At 62.6% G+C, this 15,071-nt stretch carries 11 protein-coding genes and 3 tRNA genes; all 14 read left to right on the top strand.

The genetic code is table 11. The features are described from left to right. The first annotated feature begins 560 nt into the window (after window positions 1-560). Window positions 561-632 (top strand) — tRNA-Gln (locus tag HMPREF2919_RS03815). 22 nt (window positions 633-654) lie between these two features. Further along, window positions 655-727, top strand: a tRNA-Glu gene (locus HMPREF2919_RS03820). A 512-nt stretch (window positions 728-1,239) separates the two neighbouring features. Beyond that, a tRNA-Val gene (locus HMPREF2919_RS03825) sits at window positions 1,240-1,314 on the top strand. Window positions 1,315-1,422: 108 nt separating this feature from the next. Then, window positions 1,423-2,271 carry a PD-(D/E)XK nuclease family protein gene (locus HMPREF2919_RS03830; protein WP_070642970.1) on the top strand — a complete coding sequence of 283 codons (849 nt, stop codon included), beginning with the start codon at window positions 1,423-1,425 and terminating at the stop codon, window positions 2,269-2,271. A gap of 341 nt (window positions 2,272-2,612) precedes the next feature. Further along, a complete protein-coding gene (def, locus tag HMPREF2919_RS03835) occupies window positions 2,613-3,200 on the top strand; it encodes a peptide deformylase (protein WP_070666299.1) in 588 nt (195 codons plus the stop codon). 6 nt (window positions 3,201-3,206) lie between these two features. Continuing rightward, complete coding sequence (fmt, locus tag HMPREF2919_RS03840; RefSeq protein WP_070666302.1) at window positions 3,207-4,175, top strand: methionyl-tRNA formyltransferase; 969 nt, start codon at window positions 3,207-3,209, stop codon at window positions 4,173-4,175. Further along, the gene (locus tag HMPREF2919_RS03845; protein ID WP_070666305.1) at window positions 4,172-6,175 is read left to right on the top strand and encodes an RsmB/NOP family class I SAM-dependent RNA methyltransferase; all 2,004 of its coding nucleotides are present in this window, start codon (window positions 4,172-4,174) and stop codon (window positions 6,173-6,175) included. Before fmt ends, HMPREF2919_RS03845 begins: the two co-directional genes overlap by 4 nt. Window positions 6,176-6,229: 54 nt before the next feature. Beyond that, on the top strand, window positions 6,230-6,931 hold the full coding sequence (gene rpe / locus HMPREF2919_RS03850) for a ribulose-phosphate 3-epimerase (RefSeq protein WP_070593436.1): 702 nt from the start codon (window positions 6,230-6,232) through the stop codon (window positions 6,929-6,931). 345 nt (window positions 6,932-7,276) lie between these two features. Continuing rightward, entirely contained in the window at window positions 7,277-8,350 is a 1,074-nt protein-coding gene (locus tag HMPREF2919_RS03855; RefSeq protein WP_070593435.1) for an ABC transporter substrate-binding protein, read from the top strand. Window positions 8,351-8,476: 126 nt separating this feature from the next. Continuing rightward, entirely contained in the window at window positions 8,477-10,504 is a 2,028-nt protein-coding gene (locus HMPREF2919_RS03860; RefSeq protein WP_070666308.1) for a peptidase, read from the top strand. A 196-nt stretch (window positions 10,505-10,700) separates the two neighbouring features. Then, the gene (locus tag HMPREF2919_RS03865; protein ID WP_070666312.1) at window positions 10,701-11,747 is read left to right on the top strand and encodes a plasmid partitioning protein; all 1,047 of its coding nucleotides are present in this window, start codon (window positions 10,701-10,703) and stop codon (window positions 11,745-11,747) included. A gap of 145 nt (window positions 11,748-11,892) precedes the next feature. Further along, on the top strand, window positions 11,893-12,960 hold the full coding sequence (locus tag HMPREF2919_RS03870) for a FecCD family ABC transporter permease (RefSeq protein ID WP_080974469.1): 1,068 nt from the start codon (window positions 11,893-11,895) through the stop codon (window positions 12,958-12,960). Beyond that, on the top strand, window positions 12,960-14,066 hold the full coding sequence (locus tag HMPREF2919_RS03875) for a FecCD family ABC transporter permease (RefSeq protein WP_049337913.1): 1,107 nt from the start codon (window positions 12,960-12,962) through the stop codon (window positions 14,064-14,066). Before HMPREF2919_RS03870 ends, HMPREF2919_RS03875 begins: the two co-directional genes overlap by 1 nt. Beyond that, window positions 14,066-14,908: an ABC transporter ATP-binding protein gene (locus tag HMPREF2919_RS03880; protein ID WP_049349016.1), complete on the top strand. Its 843-nt coding sequence runs from the start codon at window positions 14,066-14,068 to the stop codon at window positions 14,906-14,908. The genes HMPREF2919_RS03875 and HMPREF2919_RS03880 overlap by 1 nt, the downstream gene beginning before the upstream one ends. Window positions 14,909-15,071: the final 163 nt, after the last annotated feature.

Consider the following 15,071-nt stretch of genomic DNA (forward strand, 5'->3'; position numbering starts at 1 on the left):
TGGATGTCGCGAGTTCAAGTCTCGTCAACCGCTCCGCTCAAGCCCCGAGGTTCGCCTCGGGGCTTTTTTGTTGTCTCTGGGGTTTTATTGTCTCCGGGGTTTTAGTTTTTGGAGGTGCGGGGGGCGGGGTCCTGTGATCTTTCCCGAGGCGGTTGCTTGGGTGGGTTGACTGCCAGACTATCTGACTACCTGGCTACCTGGGTGCTGGCTGCCGGGCTATCTGACGACCTGACTGTCCGGTCATCTGGCTATCGGGAGGCAATACAGGAAAAATCTTCAAAAAAATTTGGGATGCAAAGCGTGCGGGGGAGAGGTTAAAGCCACTCTCTGAGCCCCTTGGAAGCTGCTTTGAGGGGTGAAAATCGGCCCCAAAACCCTCCTTTTGAAGAAATTTAAAAAACTTTTTAACCCCAAAAACCCCGGAAACACGCGGAAGTAGCGGGCATAAAACCGTGAATGTGAGGCGGCTCTCTAGATTTCGGCTTGCACGCCTCCAGAAAGACCCGTATAGTTATTACTCGTTCCGGTGATAAGTCGAAAGGCGAGAAACGGAACGGTAATGGGATATGGTGTAATTGGCAACACGAAGGTTTCTGGTTCCTTTGTTCTAGGTTCGAGTCCTGGTATCCCAGCTAACCTCCTCACGGAGGTTGCGGCCCCATCGTATAGCGGCCTAGTACTCCGCCCTCTCACGGCGGCAACACCGGTTCAAATCCGGTTGGGGTCACACTAGGAATAAAACCTCAGTCTTCTGGCTGAGGGTTTATTTGTTTATCCGGTAAAGACTGGTTTTAGATTCTACGGTGCCGCCGTGAGCCTCTCACGGCGCCGCTCCTTACGTCGCGGCACTCCGGGGCATGATGGATTTCCTCGCGCGCTCGGCATCATGCCCCTCCGTCACCGTTACAAACCGGTTGGGGTCACACTAGGAAAAAAGCCTGGTTTCTTCGGAAGCCAGGCTTTTTTGTTTATCCAGTGAAACCGGACTGAGATTCGGTAATGACTTAGCGACTTCAGCCATGGTTAAAAGCTATCCCTCAAAACGCTAACCCAGCCCCAAAGTCCGTACCTCATGACCAGAGTCCATAAGTCATTACTGAACCTGCAGTCACCTCTGGTGGGATGATCTTTTAGATTCCATGGTGCCGCCGCATACTCCTCGAGAAGGGAACGGGAAGAAAAAAAGGGGAGCGCAAAATTTGACCTTCACGCCAAGCCTCGGTATAGTCTTATCCGTAAGCGTGATTGGCGCAGTGGTAGCGCGCTTCGTTCACACCGAAGAGGTCACTGGTTCGAACCCAGTATCACGCACCAATAACCCCCGTTTCAAGGAACGGGGGTTTTATTATGCCCACCGGTATTTGTGTCCACAAGCAGTACAAACCCAGCCGCGGACACAACCACCCGAGAATGAGGTACCCCGTGACAACACCCGAACTCGCCGCAGCCACCGACTACGGACGCATGTACGCGCGCGTCCGCGGAGGAGAACCCCTCGTCCCCTCCATCACCACCGTCATCGGGCAGCACGCCAACGACCTCAGCGGCTGGCACGGGTACATGGCCGCCAAAGCCGCCCTCGAAGACCAGCGCGCCTACCGCGCCACCGGATCCCACGGCCTCAAATTCGCCATCATCCGCGACGCAGCCAGCGCCTCCGAACGATACCGCGACGCAGCCGCCGCCCGAGGCGACCGCGTCCACAACTACGCCGAAGCCGTCGCCCTACGCGCCATGGGCCGCGAACACAACCTCGACGAAAGCCGCGAACAGCTCATCATCAACGGCGAACAAGCCTACGCCGACCGCTTCGACGAATGGTGGGAAGCCTTCAAGCCCCGCCCCCTCGCCGCCGAAGTCACCATCTGGAACGACACCGTCGGCTACGCGGGAACCCTCGACCTCGTCGCAGAAATCGCAGGCCGAACCTGCATCATCGACTACAAAACCAAAGGCACCGACAAACGCGGCCGCGTCAAAGCACTCGACGAAAAAGTCGTCATGCAGCTCGTAGCCGGACTCAAAGCCGAAGAATCCCTCCTCGACCCCGACGCAGGCACCTGGGAACCCTGGAAATACGGCGACGCACCCGTCCTCATGGGCGTGGCCCTCGGCGAAACGCAGGTGCTGCCGCAGCAGGCAAATCCCGCCGTGCTCGAACGCAACTGGTACAAGTTCTGCGCCCTGCGCCGCGTCTGGGAATTCGACCGCCAGGTCCAAGAATTTGAAGACCCCGCGCTCATGCCTGTAGTACCGCCGCCCGCGGCATAGATGAGTACCCCTGCCCGCGGTATAGGGAAGTGTCGGGCATAGGGGAGAAGCTCAAACCCCTGGGGAAGTGAGCCCAGGGAGGCGAGGCTCAGCCCTCACCCTGCCGCCTCCACCCCCAGCGCCTCGATTCGTTCTAGATTCGCGCTACTGAATCGGCGACAATAGAACAATAGGCAGAACGGCGCCCGCGCACCTGCTGTGAAGAACCCGCTACTGGGAGAACCCTCCTGCCGAGAGAGTCCGCCAGCGCGGTTTCACCCGCGAGGTTCTACCAGCGCAGTTCTGCCGCCATATTGAAATCCGTAAGCACATTCCCGGCACCCCGCCGGCAAAGGAGGACCATGACCATCCTGAGCATCCGCACCGTAGGCGACCCGGTGCTGCGCAGCGTCTGCGACCCCATCACCGTCTTCGACGACGACCTGGCACGACTCATCGACGACATGCTAGAAACCATGTACGACGTGGGCGGCGTGGGCCTTGCCGGCCCGCAGGTTGGCATCTCCAAGCAGATCTTCACCTTCGGCGGCATTGACGACCGCGAAGGCTACATCATCAACCCCGTGCTCGAAGTCGGCGAAGAAGACCAGGAAGGCGGCGAAGGCTGCCTGTCCGTGCCCGGTCAGAAGTCCGCAACCCCGCGAAAGAACTGGGCGCGCGTGACCGGCGTGGACCGCCACGGCGAACCCCTCGTGCTGGAGGGTGAGGGCCTGTTCGCGCGCATGCTACAGCACGAAACCGACCACCTGCACGGCAAGCTGTTCATCGACCGCCTCGTGGGAGAAGACCGCCAGCGCGTGATGCGTGCCCTGCGCGCCGCAGACTACAACAATGTCGCCGCGAAGACCGTGACCGAGCGTGCAACCCGCGTGGGTGGTGCGTTCGGTGCAGGCTCTGCCGGTTCCTCCTTCGGTAGCTTCGGAAAGTAGGCTCACATGCTCAACATTATTTACGCAGGCACCCCCGACGTTGCCGTGCCCCCGCTCGACTACCTGGCGAACTCCGATAAGGTTCGCGTGGTCGGCGTGCTCACCCGCGAAGACGCCCCCGTGGGCCGCAAGCGCGTGCTCACTCCCTCCCCGGTCGCGCAGCGTGCCGAAGAGCTCGGCCTGCCCATCGTGAAAGCAAACCGCTGGAACGACGAAGCCGCCGCAGCCATCGCTGAGCTGAACGCTGACGCAGCCGCCGTGGTCGCCTACGGCGCCCTGCTGCCGCTGCCCGCGCTCGAATCCCTGCGCTACGGCTGGGTCAACCTGCACTTCTCCAAGCTGCCCGCATGGCGCGGCGCCGCCCCCGTGCAGCGCGCCCTCATCGCCGGTGAGCAGGAAATTTTCTCCACCACCTTCCTGCTCGAAGAAGGCCTGGACACCGGCCCCACCTTCGAGCAGGAATCCACCCCCGTAGCCGCCGACGACACCGCAGGCACCGTGCTGATGCGCCTCGCCACCAGCGGCGGCGCACTGCTTGAACGCACCTTCGAACGCCTCGAAGCGGGCGAGAACGGCACCGTGCAGGTCGAGGACGAGTCGGTCAGTTACGCCTCCAAGATGAGCATTGCCGACGGCCGCCTCACCTGGACCGAACCCGCCGAGCAAATCCTGGCACGCTTCCGCGGCGTGACCCCCGAACCCGGTGCATGGTGCGAACTGGGCGAAAACCGCTTCAAGATCGGTGGCCTGGCGGTTGCCGACGAGCGCCTGGTGCAGTCCCTGACCGAGGCGAACGGCGGCCCCCTCGCACCCGGTGCGGTGCGTCTGCACGCAAAGAAGGTACTGGTCGGCACCGGTACCGAACCCCTGATGCTGCAGCAGGTTCAGCCTGCCGGTAAGAAAATGATGGATGCGCCCGCGTGGGCTCGCGGCGCTGGCAAGGACATGGCGGAAGGCCTGGTGGTACTCGCATGAGCAACGAAAAGCGCCCCTACAAGGGAGGACACGGCAAGTCCGGTCACGCTGGCAATGGCAAGCCCGGCAACGGCAAGTTCAGCCAGGGTAGCGGTCAGGGTAAGTTCAATCAGGGCGGCGGTCAGGGTGAGGGCGGTGCGAAGCGTAAGCGTCGTCGCCGCTCCGGCGCTGGCAACGGCTCGAGTTCTGGTGTGAGCGAGCAGAACCGCCAGCAGTCCCAGAATTCCCAGCGCGCTCAGAACCAGCGCTCGCAGAATCAAAGCTCGCAGGGCCGCCCGCAGAAGTGGGACGACAACTCCCGCAGCGAATCGCGTACCGGCCGCCGCTTTGACGGCCTGACCAGCGTCGAACGCGCCGCACGCCGCGCCAAGACCGAGCACGACGACACCAAACGCGGTGGCGGCGGCACCTCCCAGCGCAATAAGAGCGGCCACGAACGCAACCGCCGCTCCATGTCCGCCCGCGAATTCTCCGCGGCGGCACCCTCCGCACGCTCGCGTACCGCAGACACCGCACGCGCAACCGTCTTCGACGTACTGCGCTCCGTGGCGGAATCTGACGCCTACGCGAACCTCGTGCTGCCCAAGGCGATTCGTAGCCACCGCCTCGACCACCGCGACGCAGGCTTTGCAACCGAGCTGACCTACGGCACGCTGCGCCACCAGGGCACCTACGACGCAATCCTCAGCCGCTGCGTAGACCGCCCCATCGAGAAGGTCGGCACCACCACCCTGATTGTGCTGCGCATGGGCGTGCACCAGCTGCTGAACATGCGCGTTCCCGCCCACGCGGCACTGAACCAGAGCGTGTCCCTAGCACGCGAAAAGATCGGTGCGGGCCCGGCAAGCTTCATCAACGCGGTGCTGCGCCGTGTCTCCGAGCGCACCCCCGAAGAGTGGTACGAACTCATCATCGAGGACGCGAAGGACGACACCGAACGCATGGCGCTGCTCGCCTCGCACCCCGGCTGGATTGTGCGTTCCATGCGCCAGGCACTCGTCGCGCACGGCCGCCCCGCCTCCGAAATTGAGCAGCTGCTCGAAGCGGACAACCTCGCCCCCGTGGTGAACCTGGTTGCACTGCCCGGCCTGGGTAGCCTCGACGAGGCACGCGAACAGGGCGCCGTCGACGGCGAGCTGGTTGAAGGTTCGGCGCTGTACGCCTCCGGCGACTTGGCGCGCCTGGAATCCGTGCGTGAAGGCACCGTCCGCGCGCAGGATGCTGGCTCCCAGCTGGTGGCACGCGCGCTCGCCGCAGCACCCCTGGACGGCACCGACACCGCATGGCTCGACCTGTGCGCAGGCCCCGGCGGTAAGGCGGCGCTCCTCGGCGCGCTCGGTATTCAGCGCGGCGCATCCCTGGTCGCCAACGAGGCGGCACCGCACCGCGCGCAGCTCGTGGAATCCTCCATGCGCCCCCTGCCCGAGGACAGCTACACGGTACTCACCGGCGACGGCCGCCAGATCCGCGAAACCCTGCGCAAGAATGCCTCCGACCTGCCCGGATTCATTGAACCCGGTCAGCTTTTCGACCGCGTCATGGTGGATGTGCCCTGCTCCGGTCTGGGTGCCCTGCGCCGCCGCCCCGAGGCGCGTTGGCGCAAGTCCCCGCGCGATATTGCCGAGCTGCTGCCCCTGCAGCGTCAGCTCCTGGACGCAGCCATTGAGGCGACCCGCCCCGGCGGCGTCATCGCCTACGTGACCTGCTCCCCGCACGCGGCAGAAACCCAGAACATTGTTGCCGAGGTGCTCGAAAGCGGCGCGGTCAGCCTGCTCGACTCCGCCGCAGCACTGCGCGAAGTTGCCCTGCACACCGAAGGCGCGAACGGCGAACCCGTGAGCGTGCTGGCGGGGGAGAAGGACCCCGGCCACACCCCCGAGATCAAGGTCAAGAAGGGTGCGCCGGTCGTGAAGGCTTCGGAGAACCCGACCACCGCGCAGCTGTGGCCGCACGTGCACGGAACCGACGCCATGTTCCTCGCCCTGCTGCGTAAGAACTAGCCGCTTCACCGCCTAGCATCACTGGCCATACGGCACGGATTTGAAAGGAACCCCATGGGTATTGCCATTAACCCGTCGATTCTCTCGGCGGATTTCGCGAACCTGCAGCGCGAGCTGGAGCGCATTTCCACCGCAGACGCCGCGCATATTGACGTGATGGACAACCACTTCGTCCCCAACCTCACCTGGGGCCCGCCGGTGGTCAAGCGTCTGCGCGAAATCTCCCCGGTGCCGTTCGATGTGCACCTGATGATTGAGGACGCCGACCGTTGGGCACCCGAATATGCCAGCATGGGCTGCGAATCGGTGACCTTCCACGCGGAGGCGGCTATCGCCCCCATCAAGCTGGCGCGCACCCTGCGTGCTGAGGGTGCGAAGGCGGGTATGGCGCTGCGTCCGGCAACCGCCGTGGAACCCTACCTGGACATGCTCAGCGAACTGGACATGCTGCTGATCATGACCGTGGAACCCGGCTTCGGCGGCCAGGCGTTCCTGGACGTGACCCTGCCGAAGATTGCCCGCGCCGCCAAGGCGATTGAGGGCGCGAACCTGCCGGTGACCGTGCAGGTGGACGGCGGCATCACCGAAGAGACCATCCTGCGTGCCGCGGAGGCGGGCGCAACTTGCTTTGTTGCCGGTAGCTCGGTCTACGGTGTGGACGAGGCGCTCGGCGGTCCGGAGGCGGCAATCGCCTCCCTGCGTGCGGCGGCCGCATCGGTCAAGCGTTCCGGCGCCGGTTGCGGTTGCGGCCACTAGCGGTGCCCCGCCGGTAACAGTGCCCAGTCACTGCCCGCATCTATAAAACCTCAACGCCCCGTTGTGAAGTCTGCGCCCCGTCGCGGCTCTTCGCGGCGGGGCGTTTTGCGTACCAGGCGTTCTCAACCGCCGCAGATTTATAGCAAGGTAACAGCAGGGGAGAGGGCCTGTTTAAATGACATAGTGTCAGCAAGACTATGACAAAGCGTGATATATGTTACCCCGCGCAATTCCGCGGCAAAACCGGGTATCCTGGCGGTCAGAGAAGGCAAACAGAACACATCTTGATGTAACACTCAGATATCTGTAAGGTTAGGTATAGTTTAGTCATATCTAGGGGGAACTATGTCTTTCAACCGAACCGAGCTGACCGACGCCGAAAACCACGGCGCATCGGGCGTTAACCGCCGCGCATTCTTCGGCCTGGCGCTCGCCTCCTCGGCTGCTCTCGCCCTCGCGGCATGCAGCAGCGAGACCACCACGACCACCACTTCCGGCGGTTCCACCTCCGGTGGCAACAGCGGTACCCGCACCATCAAGGACATTGACGAGGAGAACGTAGAAGTTCCCGCCAACCCGCAGAAGGTTATCGTCCTCTCTGAGCCCACCCTCGACGGCCTGCTCGCCCTCGGCGTGACCCCCGTCGGTTCCGTCTCCGGTCGCGGCCAGTCCGGCGTGCCCAACTACCTTGCCGACCGCGCCAAGGGCGTGCAGATTATCGGCACCGTCGCCCAGGTCAACTACGAGCAGATTGGCAACCTTGATCCCGACCTGATTCTGGTCGACTCCACCGGCGTAGACAAGCGCTCTGAGGCCTTCGAAACCCTCAAGAAGATTGCTCCCGTCGTCTACTGCGGCTACGCGGGCGGCGACTGGCGCATCAACTTCCGCAACGTCGCCAACGCTATGAACATGGTCGACAAGGGCGAAGAAGTCATCAAGGCATACGAGTCAAACGCCGCAGCGCTGAAGGATCAGCTCGCCCCCAAGTACGGCGACAAGACCTTCTCCATCGTCCGCTGGGCAGGCAACGGCCCCGCCCTGATCCTCAAGGAACTGCCTGCCGGCCAGGTACTCAACGACCTGGGCCTCAAGCGCCCCGAGGCGCAGGACCGCAACGGCCAGGGCCACTCCGAACCGGTCTCTCTGGAGAACCTGGCAACCATCGACGCGGACTACATGTTCCTCGGCACCCTCGGCGGCGCAAGCCAGAAGAACCCGAACGCACAGGGTACCGCAGGTCTGCAGGGCGCTGAAGAAGCACTGAATAAGGCGAAGGAAACCTCCGGCTTCACCAACCTGAAGGCAGTCAAGGACGACCACGTGATTCTCGTGGACGGCTCCAAGTGGACCTCCACCGGCGGCCCGCTGCTGCTCGAGGGCATTATCGAAGACGTCAAGAAGGCGCTTCCGCTCTAAACGCCCCGCTCTAAATACCCTGTGAAGCAATCACCCGCTGAAGCTTCCGCCACCCTTCCCACCGCGACCTAAAAACCGCGGCGGGAAGGGGATGCACGACCCACCACACCATCCTCAAGGACCACCATGACCGAAACTCGACCCGTGCGCACCGCAGCCCGCTACGGTGCCGTCGTGGCTCTCGCCGGCGCGCTCATCACCCCCGGAGCAGCGCTGACCGGCACCACTCTCGCATTCGCGGATACCCCCGCCGCCACCCAGCAGGAAGCTAAGGCTGCCGTGACCATCTCCACCGAGAAGTGGCGCGAAGGTAAGCTCGTGCTGCGCGGCACCGGCTTTACCAGCACCGCACCCGGTCGCGGCGCAGTGTTCGCAGTGAAGTTCCTCGACGCCCTGCCGGATGAAGCGCACCAGGCGATTAACCCGCTCACCAAGCAGGGCGGCAACTCGCCCGCGAACTTCATGGCAATCGCCAAGGAGGACGGCACCTTCGAGGTTGAGGTCTCCCTGCCGACCCCCGAAAACACTGGTCTGACCGCTGAACAGCTCAAGAACAAGGGCTGGACCGTGGAAGGCACCAGCCACCGTATTCAGGTGCTTTCCGGTTCCCTGGGCGGTACGGATGCGGACGGCAACACCTACGACCGTCGTGCATCTGTGTCGCAGAATATTACGTTGAGCGACCCGGCTCCGAGCCCGGCACCGACCGCGGATCCCTCTGCTACCGCTGAGCCCAGCGCAACTGTAGAGCCTTCTGCGACTGCCGAGCCTACTGCGGAGCCCTCTGCTACCGCTGAGCCTTCTGCGACTGCCGAGCCTACCGCGGATCCCTCTGCTACCGCAGAACCCACCCCGGCACCTACTGCAGACCCCACCCCGGCACCCAGCGAAGACTCGAAAACCTGCACCCCCGCTGACGGCTCCTTCACCCCGCGCCTGAGCATCGAGAACCCCAAGGCGGTTCAGGGCGGCAAGCTGCACCTGACCGGTGACGGCTGGTGCAACCCTGAAGACAAGAAGGCATCCGTTATCGGTCTGAAGATTGACGACGGCAAGGTATCCCGTAACGACGCCACCGCGGTCAACGACAACCGCACCATCTGGGCTGTCATCACCCCCGATGAGAACGGCCATATCGACGCCTGGATTGACCTGCCCACCCGCGACAACGCAGCCTTCAAGAATGACGAAGACGCCGCCAAGTACGCCTCCGGTGAGCACACCCTGCGCCTGCTGACCGGTAGCCTGCGTGAGGGCGACCGATCCGGAACCTACGGCGGCGCCAACAGCCAGGGCGGCATCAACACCACCTTCACCATCGGTGAGTACGCCCCCGTTGATGCACCCGAGCCGGTCAACGCCTCCGAACTGACCGCTGGTAATGGCGTGCAGGTGAGCCGTGACGGCTCCACCGTGACCGTGACCGTGCCGAACGCTGAACCGGGCACCTGGGTGTACGCCGCAACCTACCTCGGCAACTCCCCGCAGACCCTCTACGGCTCCGGCTGGAAGCGCCTGGATGGCAACCGTAGCTTCAGCTACGAAACCAGTGTGAGCATGCCCGCCGCAACCTACCGCGTGGTCGTGCACAACGGCAACCAGGGCGCTGACAATGCGGTGCTCGGTTTTGCTGACATGACCGTGGAACGTGCTGTTACCCCTCGTCAGGACGTTTCCCGCGATGAGCAGGACGCCACCGACCAGCTGGTCGAAGAGCTGAACGAGAACCCCGCAACCGCAACCTCCACGGCACCTGTGCCCATGCGTAACGCGGGCGGCCGCATCAGCACCCGCGCCACCGACGTGGACGCGTCCCTCGCCGCGCTCTCGCAGAGCACCGCCCCGGTCGTGAACCGCGTGCAGGCTAAGGCGAAGGTTCAGAACGCGCAGAAGTCCCTGGCTACCAGCCTGCAGAAGACCGAAGCCAACGCGAAGAAGGCTGCGAAGGCAGCCGCTGGTTCGCAGGGCTCGCAGAACACGCAGGGCTCCCAGAACTCCGCCGCAGGCACCAAGGCTCAGGGCCCGGTCATTGAGGGTACTGAGCTGACCGGCCTGACCAAGTGGGTGGTCAACAACGCCAACAACCTGCTGCTTTCGGCGGCTGGCCTGGTGGTTTTGGCTGCGGCTCTGATTCTGCGCACCTCCAAGAAGTAAGCTCTCTGACCACACATTCACATCGGCACCGGTCCACGCTCCACACTTTTGACCCTGCACCCTTGAACAGGGGCGTGGATCGGGTGCCTCCAACCATTCGGGTCACGACCCGCTGAACTGCACCGACCTACTGAACTTCACCTACACGAACCCGGTAGCGTTCAGCTTCGACCCCGGTAATTTTGAAAGGACCACCATGCGTGCACCTTTTTCGGGAGCCCCGAAGGCATCCCTGACCTCTAAGGCGCTGACCGCCTGTGCTGCCGCAACCCTGGCGCTGGGCTTGGGCGTTGGCACTGCATCCGCTCTGCCTCCGGGCGGTGCGAAGGCATCTACCCCCGGCACCTCTTCGACTGTTTCCTCCTCTGTGAGCGAGCACGGCGTGATTTCCTTTAGCGTGAGCGGCTTCCCCGCAAACACTGTGGTGTCCGTGAAGGTGGACGACGGTAACCTGTGCCCCTCCGATGCGGCACAGGGCGCTTGCGTGGTGCACCAGCAGAAGACCGATGGCAACGGTAACGTCTCCGGTTCCTTCGTTCTGCCGGATGTTGGCGCTGGCACTCACACTCTGCGTTTCCTTGCAACTGGTGAGAAGCGTGACAAGGACGGCAAGTACCTGGGCACCGAGGCGTACAGCAACCGTAGCCCCGAGTTCACCGTGGTGGGTGAGGGCGGTTCGGATAATTCCTCCTCGAACTCTTCGGGTTCTTCCTCGAACCGCGGCTCTTCCAGCTCGAAGAGCAACGGTGGTTCCTCGAACGGCGGCTCGAACTCTAACAACTCAGACTCTGCAGACGAGGCTCAGGGCTCTAACGATTCCAACGAGTCCTCGTCCAATGGTGGTTCGAACGGCTCCTCGAATGGTTCTGCAGGTGGCGCGGCTGAGGCTGAGACCGTGTACACCGACGCTGAGGGCAACACCATCACTAAGGAGGAGTACGACCGCCTGAACGCGGAAGCTGACTCTTCCGGTACCTCCGGTACCTCTGGCTCTTCCGCTGCGCCTGCTGCTTCGGCTTCTGCAAATGCCCAGAAGAAGGCGACCGCTTCGGCGAGCGCATCTTCTTCGTCTTCTGCGCGCGGTACTGCGTCGAACCCGAGCGCTTCGGCTTCGAACTCCGCTAACACCGCATCCACCGTTCAGACCGTGACTTACGGTGCTGCGTTCCCGTGGATTGGCGTGGTGGTTCTGGGCGTAAGCATTGTGGGTGCCGCTGCGCTGCTGCTGACCCGTAAGCGCTAAGACTTAACGTCGGATGCGGGTGGGGGAGTAACCCGCCCGCTCCGGCGTTTCTCTCATTATCTACCGGTGTGCCGGGTGCCCCTCGCGTGGTGTGGGTGCGCTGGGTGCGCCTCCCCGTTTTCTTGTATCGAACATAAGGAGCATAGTGGCCCGCACGAGCTCATTGTCCCGAGATGTTCAGCAGGAGAGTACGTCCCGTCAGGGTTCTGTGATTCAGGGGCAGAAGTTGGGTAAGCGCCTGGCTTTTCTGTTCTTGTTTGCGGTGCTTTTGGTGGGGGCTGTGGCTGCTTCTTTGCTGTTCGGGTCGAATAATCTTCCGCCGGATCAGGTTCTGGCTGTTTTCAATGGCACTGCTTCTGAGCAGGCGCAGACGATTGTGATGGAGCAGCGTATTCCGCGTACCCTGGTGGGTCTTGCGGCGGGTGCGGCGTTGGCTATTGCCGGTTCTCTGATGCAGTCGTTGACTCGTAACCCGTTGGCTGAGCCCGGCCTGATGGGTGTGAATGCCGGTGCTGCGGTGGCTGTGATTGGCTCCGTGGTGGTTTTTGGTGTGATGGGTATTTGGCAGTACATGGTTGCTGCGACGATTGGTGGCGCGTTGGCTGCGGTGCTGGTGTATACGCTGGGTCGTGGTCGTGACGGGTCGATCGTGAAGCTCGCTCTGGCGGGTGTGGCGATTTCTGCGGCGCTGTCGGCGATTGCGCAGGGCCTGATTTTGGCTGATCAGGATGCGTATAACGAGTTCCGTGTGTGGGTTGCCGGTTCACTGGAGGGCCGCGGTATGGATATCGCGTCGACGGTGGGTCCGGTGATTGTACTGGGTATGCTGGTGGCGTTCTTTGTGGCTCCTGCGATTAATGCTCTGAGTATGGGCGAGGAGGCGGCGACCAGCCTCGGCGTGAGCGTGCGTACGACCCAGAACTTGACGTTGCTGGCGGTGACGGTGCTTGCCGGTGCGGCGACTGCTGCGGTGGGTCCGATTGGTTTTGTGGGTTTGGCGGTGCCGTTTGTGGTGCGTGCTTTGCTCGGTAATGATGTGCGCTGGGTGAATTATGGTTCGGCACTGTTGGGTCCGGTGTGGCTGCTGTGTGCTGACGTGTTGGCGCGTGTGCTGGTGGCTCCGCAGGAGACTCAGGTGGGTATTGTGGCGACTCTTGCCGGTGCCCCGGTGTTCTTGTTCTTGATGACTCGTCGTAAGGTGGAGGCTCTCTAATGTCGAATTCTTCCGCTCTTTCGACGGCAACTGCCACCAGCCCCGCTAATCGTTCTGCACGTCGTCGCGGCCGCGATTTGGGCGGCCGCCCGGTGTTGACTGTGCGCGGTCCGCTGAGTGCTCAGGTGCCGTGGCGTGTGCTGATCCTGAATGTGGCGTTGGTGGTGCTGATTGCGGCGCTGGCGTTTTGGGGCATGTTGCAGGGTGACTACAAGATCGCCCCGGAGAAGGTCATTCCGGCGTTGATGGGTGAGGGTAAGCAGATTGCTGTGACTTTCGCTCAGCAGCGTGCGGCGCGTATTGTGGCGGCGCTTCTGGTGGGTGCGGCGCTTGGTCTGTCGGGTGCGATTTTCCAGGTGATTTCGGGTAATGCCCTGGGTTCGCCGGATATTATCGGTTTCACGAATGGTGCCGCGACCGGTGCGCTGTTGCAGATTATTGTCTTCAATTCCGGTCCCGTTGAGGTTGCTCTGGGCGCTGTGGTTGGTGGCTTGGCGACTTCGGTGCTGGTGTGGTTGTTGACGCGCCGTACGGGTTTGCATGGCTTCCGCCTGGTGCTGGTCGGTATTGGTGTGGGTTCGACCCTGGCGGCGTTCAATGCGCTGCTGGTGGTGCGTGCTTCGCTGACTCAGGCGCAGACCGCGGCGTCTTGGCTTGCCGGTTCGCTGAACGACATCACGTGGGAGCGCACCTACGCACTGCTGGGTCTGCTGCTCGTGGTGACTCCGCTGCTGCTGATGCTGGTCCGCCCGCTGGGCGCGATTCGTTTTGGTGACCAGGTGGCATCCGGTTTGGGTGTGAGCGTGAATGCGTACCGTGTGGCGGCTCTGTTTATTGGTGTGCTTCTGGTTTCGCTGGCGACCGCGACGACCGGCCCGATTGCTTTTGTCGCCTTGGCGGCACCGCACATCGCGAAGACCCTGTCTCGCAGTGGCGGGGTGGGTTTCACCTCCGCGGCACTTATGGGTGCGCTCATGGTGCTCGGCTCTGACCTGATTGGCCGATTCGCTGTTCCCGGACGCATCATTCAGGTGGGTGTGGTGACCGGCGCGATTGGCGGCCTGTACCTGATTTACCTGATTTACCTCGAAAGGAAGAAGAGCTAGTGAACGCTAGTGTGACGACCCGCCTTGAAGGCGAGAACATGGTGGTTGCCTACGGTGAGCATACGGTGCTCAACGGGGTAGATTTTCAGGTGCCGGAGGGGGAGCTGACCGTTATCCTGGGCCCGAACGCCTGCGGTAAGTCGACCACCTTGAAGGCTCTTGCCCGCGTGAACCCGCTCAAGGAGGGTGAGGTTCGCCTGGACGGCACCCCGCTGCCGCAGATGAAGTCCCGCGCTATCGCCAAGATCCTGGCGATGCTGCCGCAGACCCCGGAGGCGCCTAGCGGCGTGACCGTGGCGGATGTGGTGGCGCGCGGCCGCTACCCGCACCAGTCGCTGCTGCGTTCCTGGTCTGATGAGGACGAGCGCGCCTGCGTGGAGGCGATGCAGGCGGCGAACGTGCTGGAGCTTGCTGAGCGTCCCATTGAGGCGCTCTCGGGCGGTCAGCGTCAGCGTGTGTGGATTGCCATGACCCTGGCGCAGCAGACCCCGCTGATTCTGCTGGATGAGCCGACCACTTACCTGGATATCACGCACCAGATTGAGGTGCTGAACCTGACGAAGAAATTGCATTCCGAAGGGCGAACGGTAGCCGTGGTTTTGCATGACCTGAACCTCGCTTTCAGGTATGCTACTCATGTTGTGTTAATGAAGCAGGGCCGGATTATCGCTCAGGGCGATCCGCGTGCGATAATTACACCGGAACTCATTCAGGAAGTTTTTGACCTGCAATCGGTCATTATTCCTGATCCATGCACTGGTACCCCTTTGGTTATTCCGAAGGAGAACCAAACAATTCATATTGCCGCTGACGCTATTTCGGCGGCCCGCGAAAGCGAATAGTTTTCGCCCCTAAGCCGCGTGGGAGTTAGCACCAACCGTCTCAGTACGGGTGGAAAAGCTCGGCATTGCGCCAAGCAGCGAACGCTAGGATCTGAGGGACCCAGGATCCCCTGCGCGTAGGGCGCCTACCCGGTGCTCGCCCGTCTTTGACGCATGAACGGAT

The organism is Rothia sp. HMSC068E02 (genome assembly GCF_001813565.1).
Lineage (GTDB): Bacteria > Actinomycetota > Actinomycetes > Actinomycetales > Micrococcaceae > Rothia.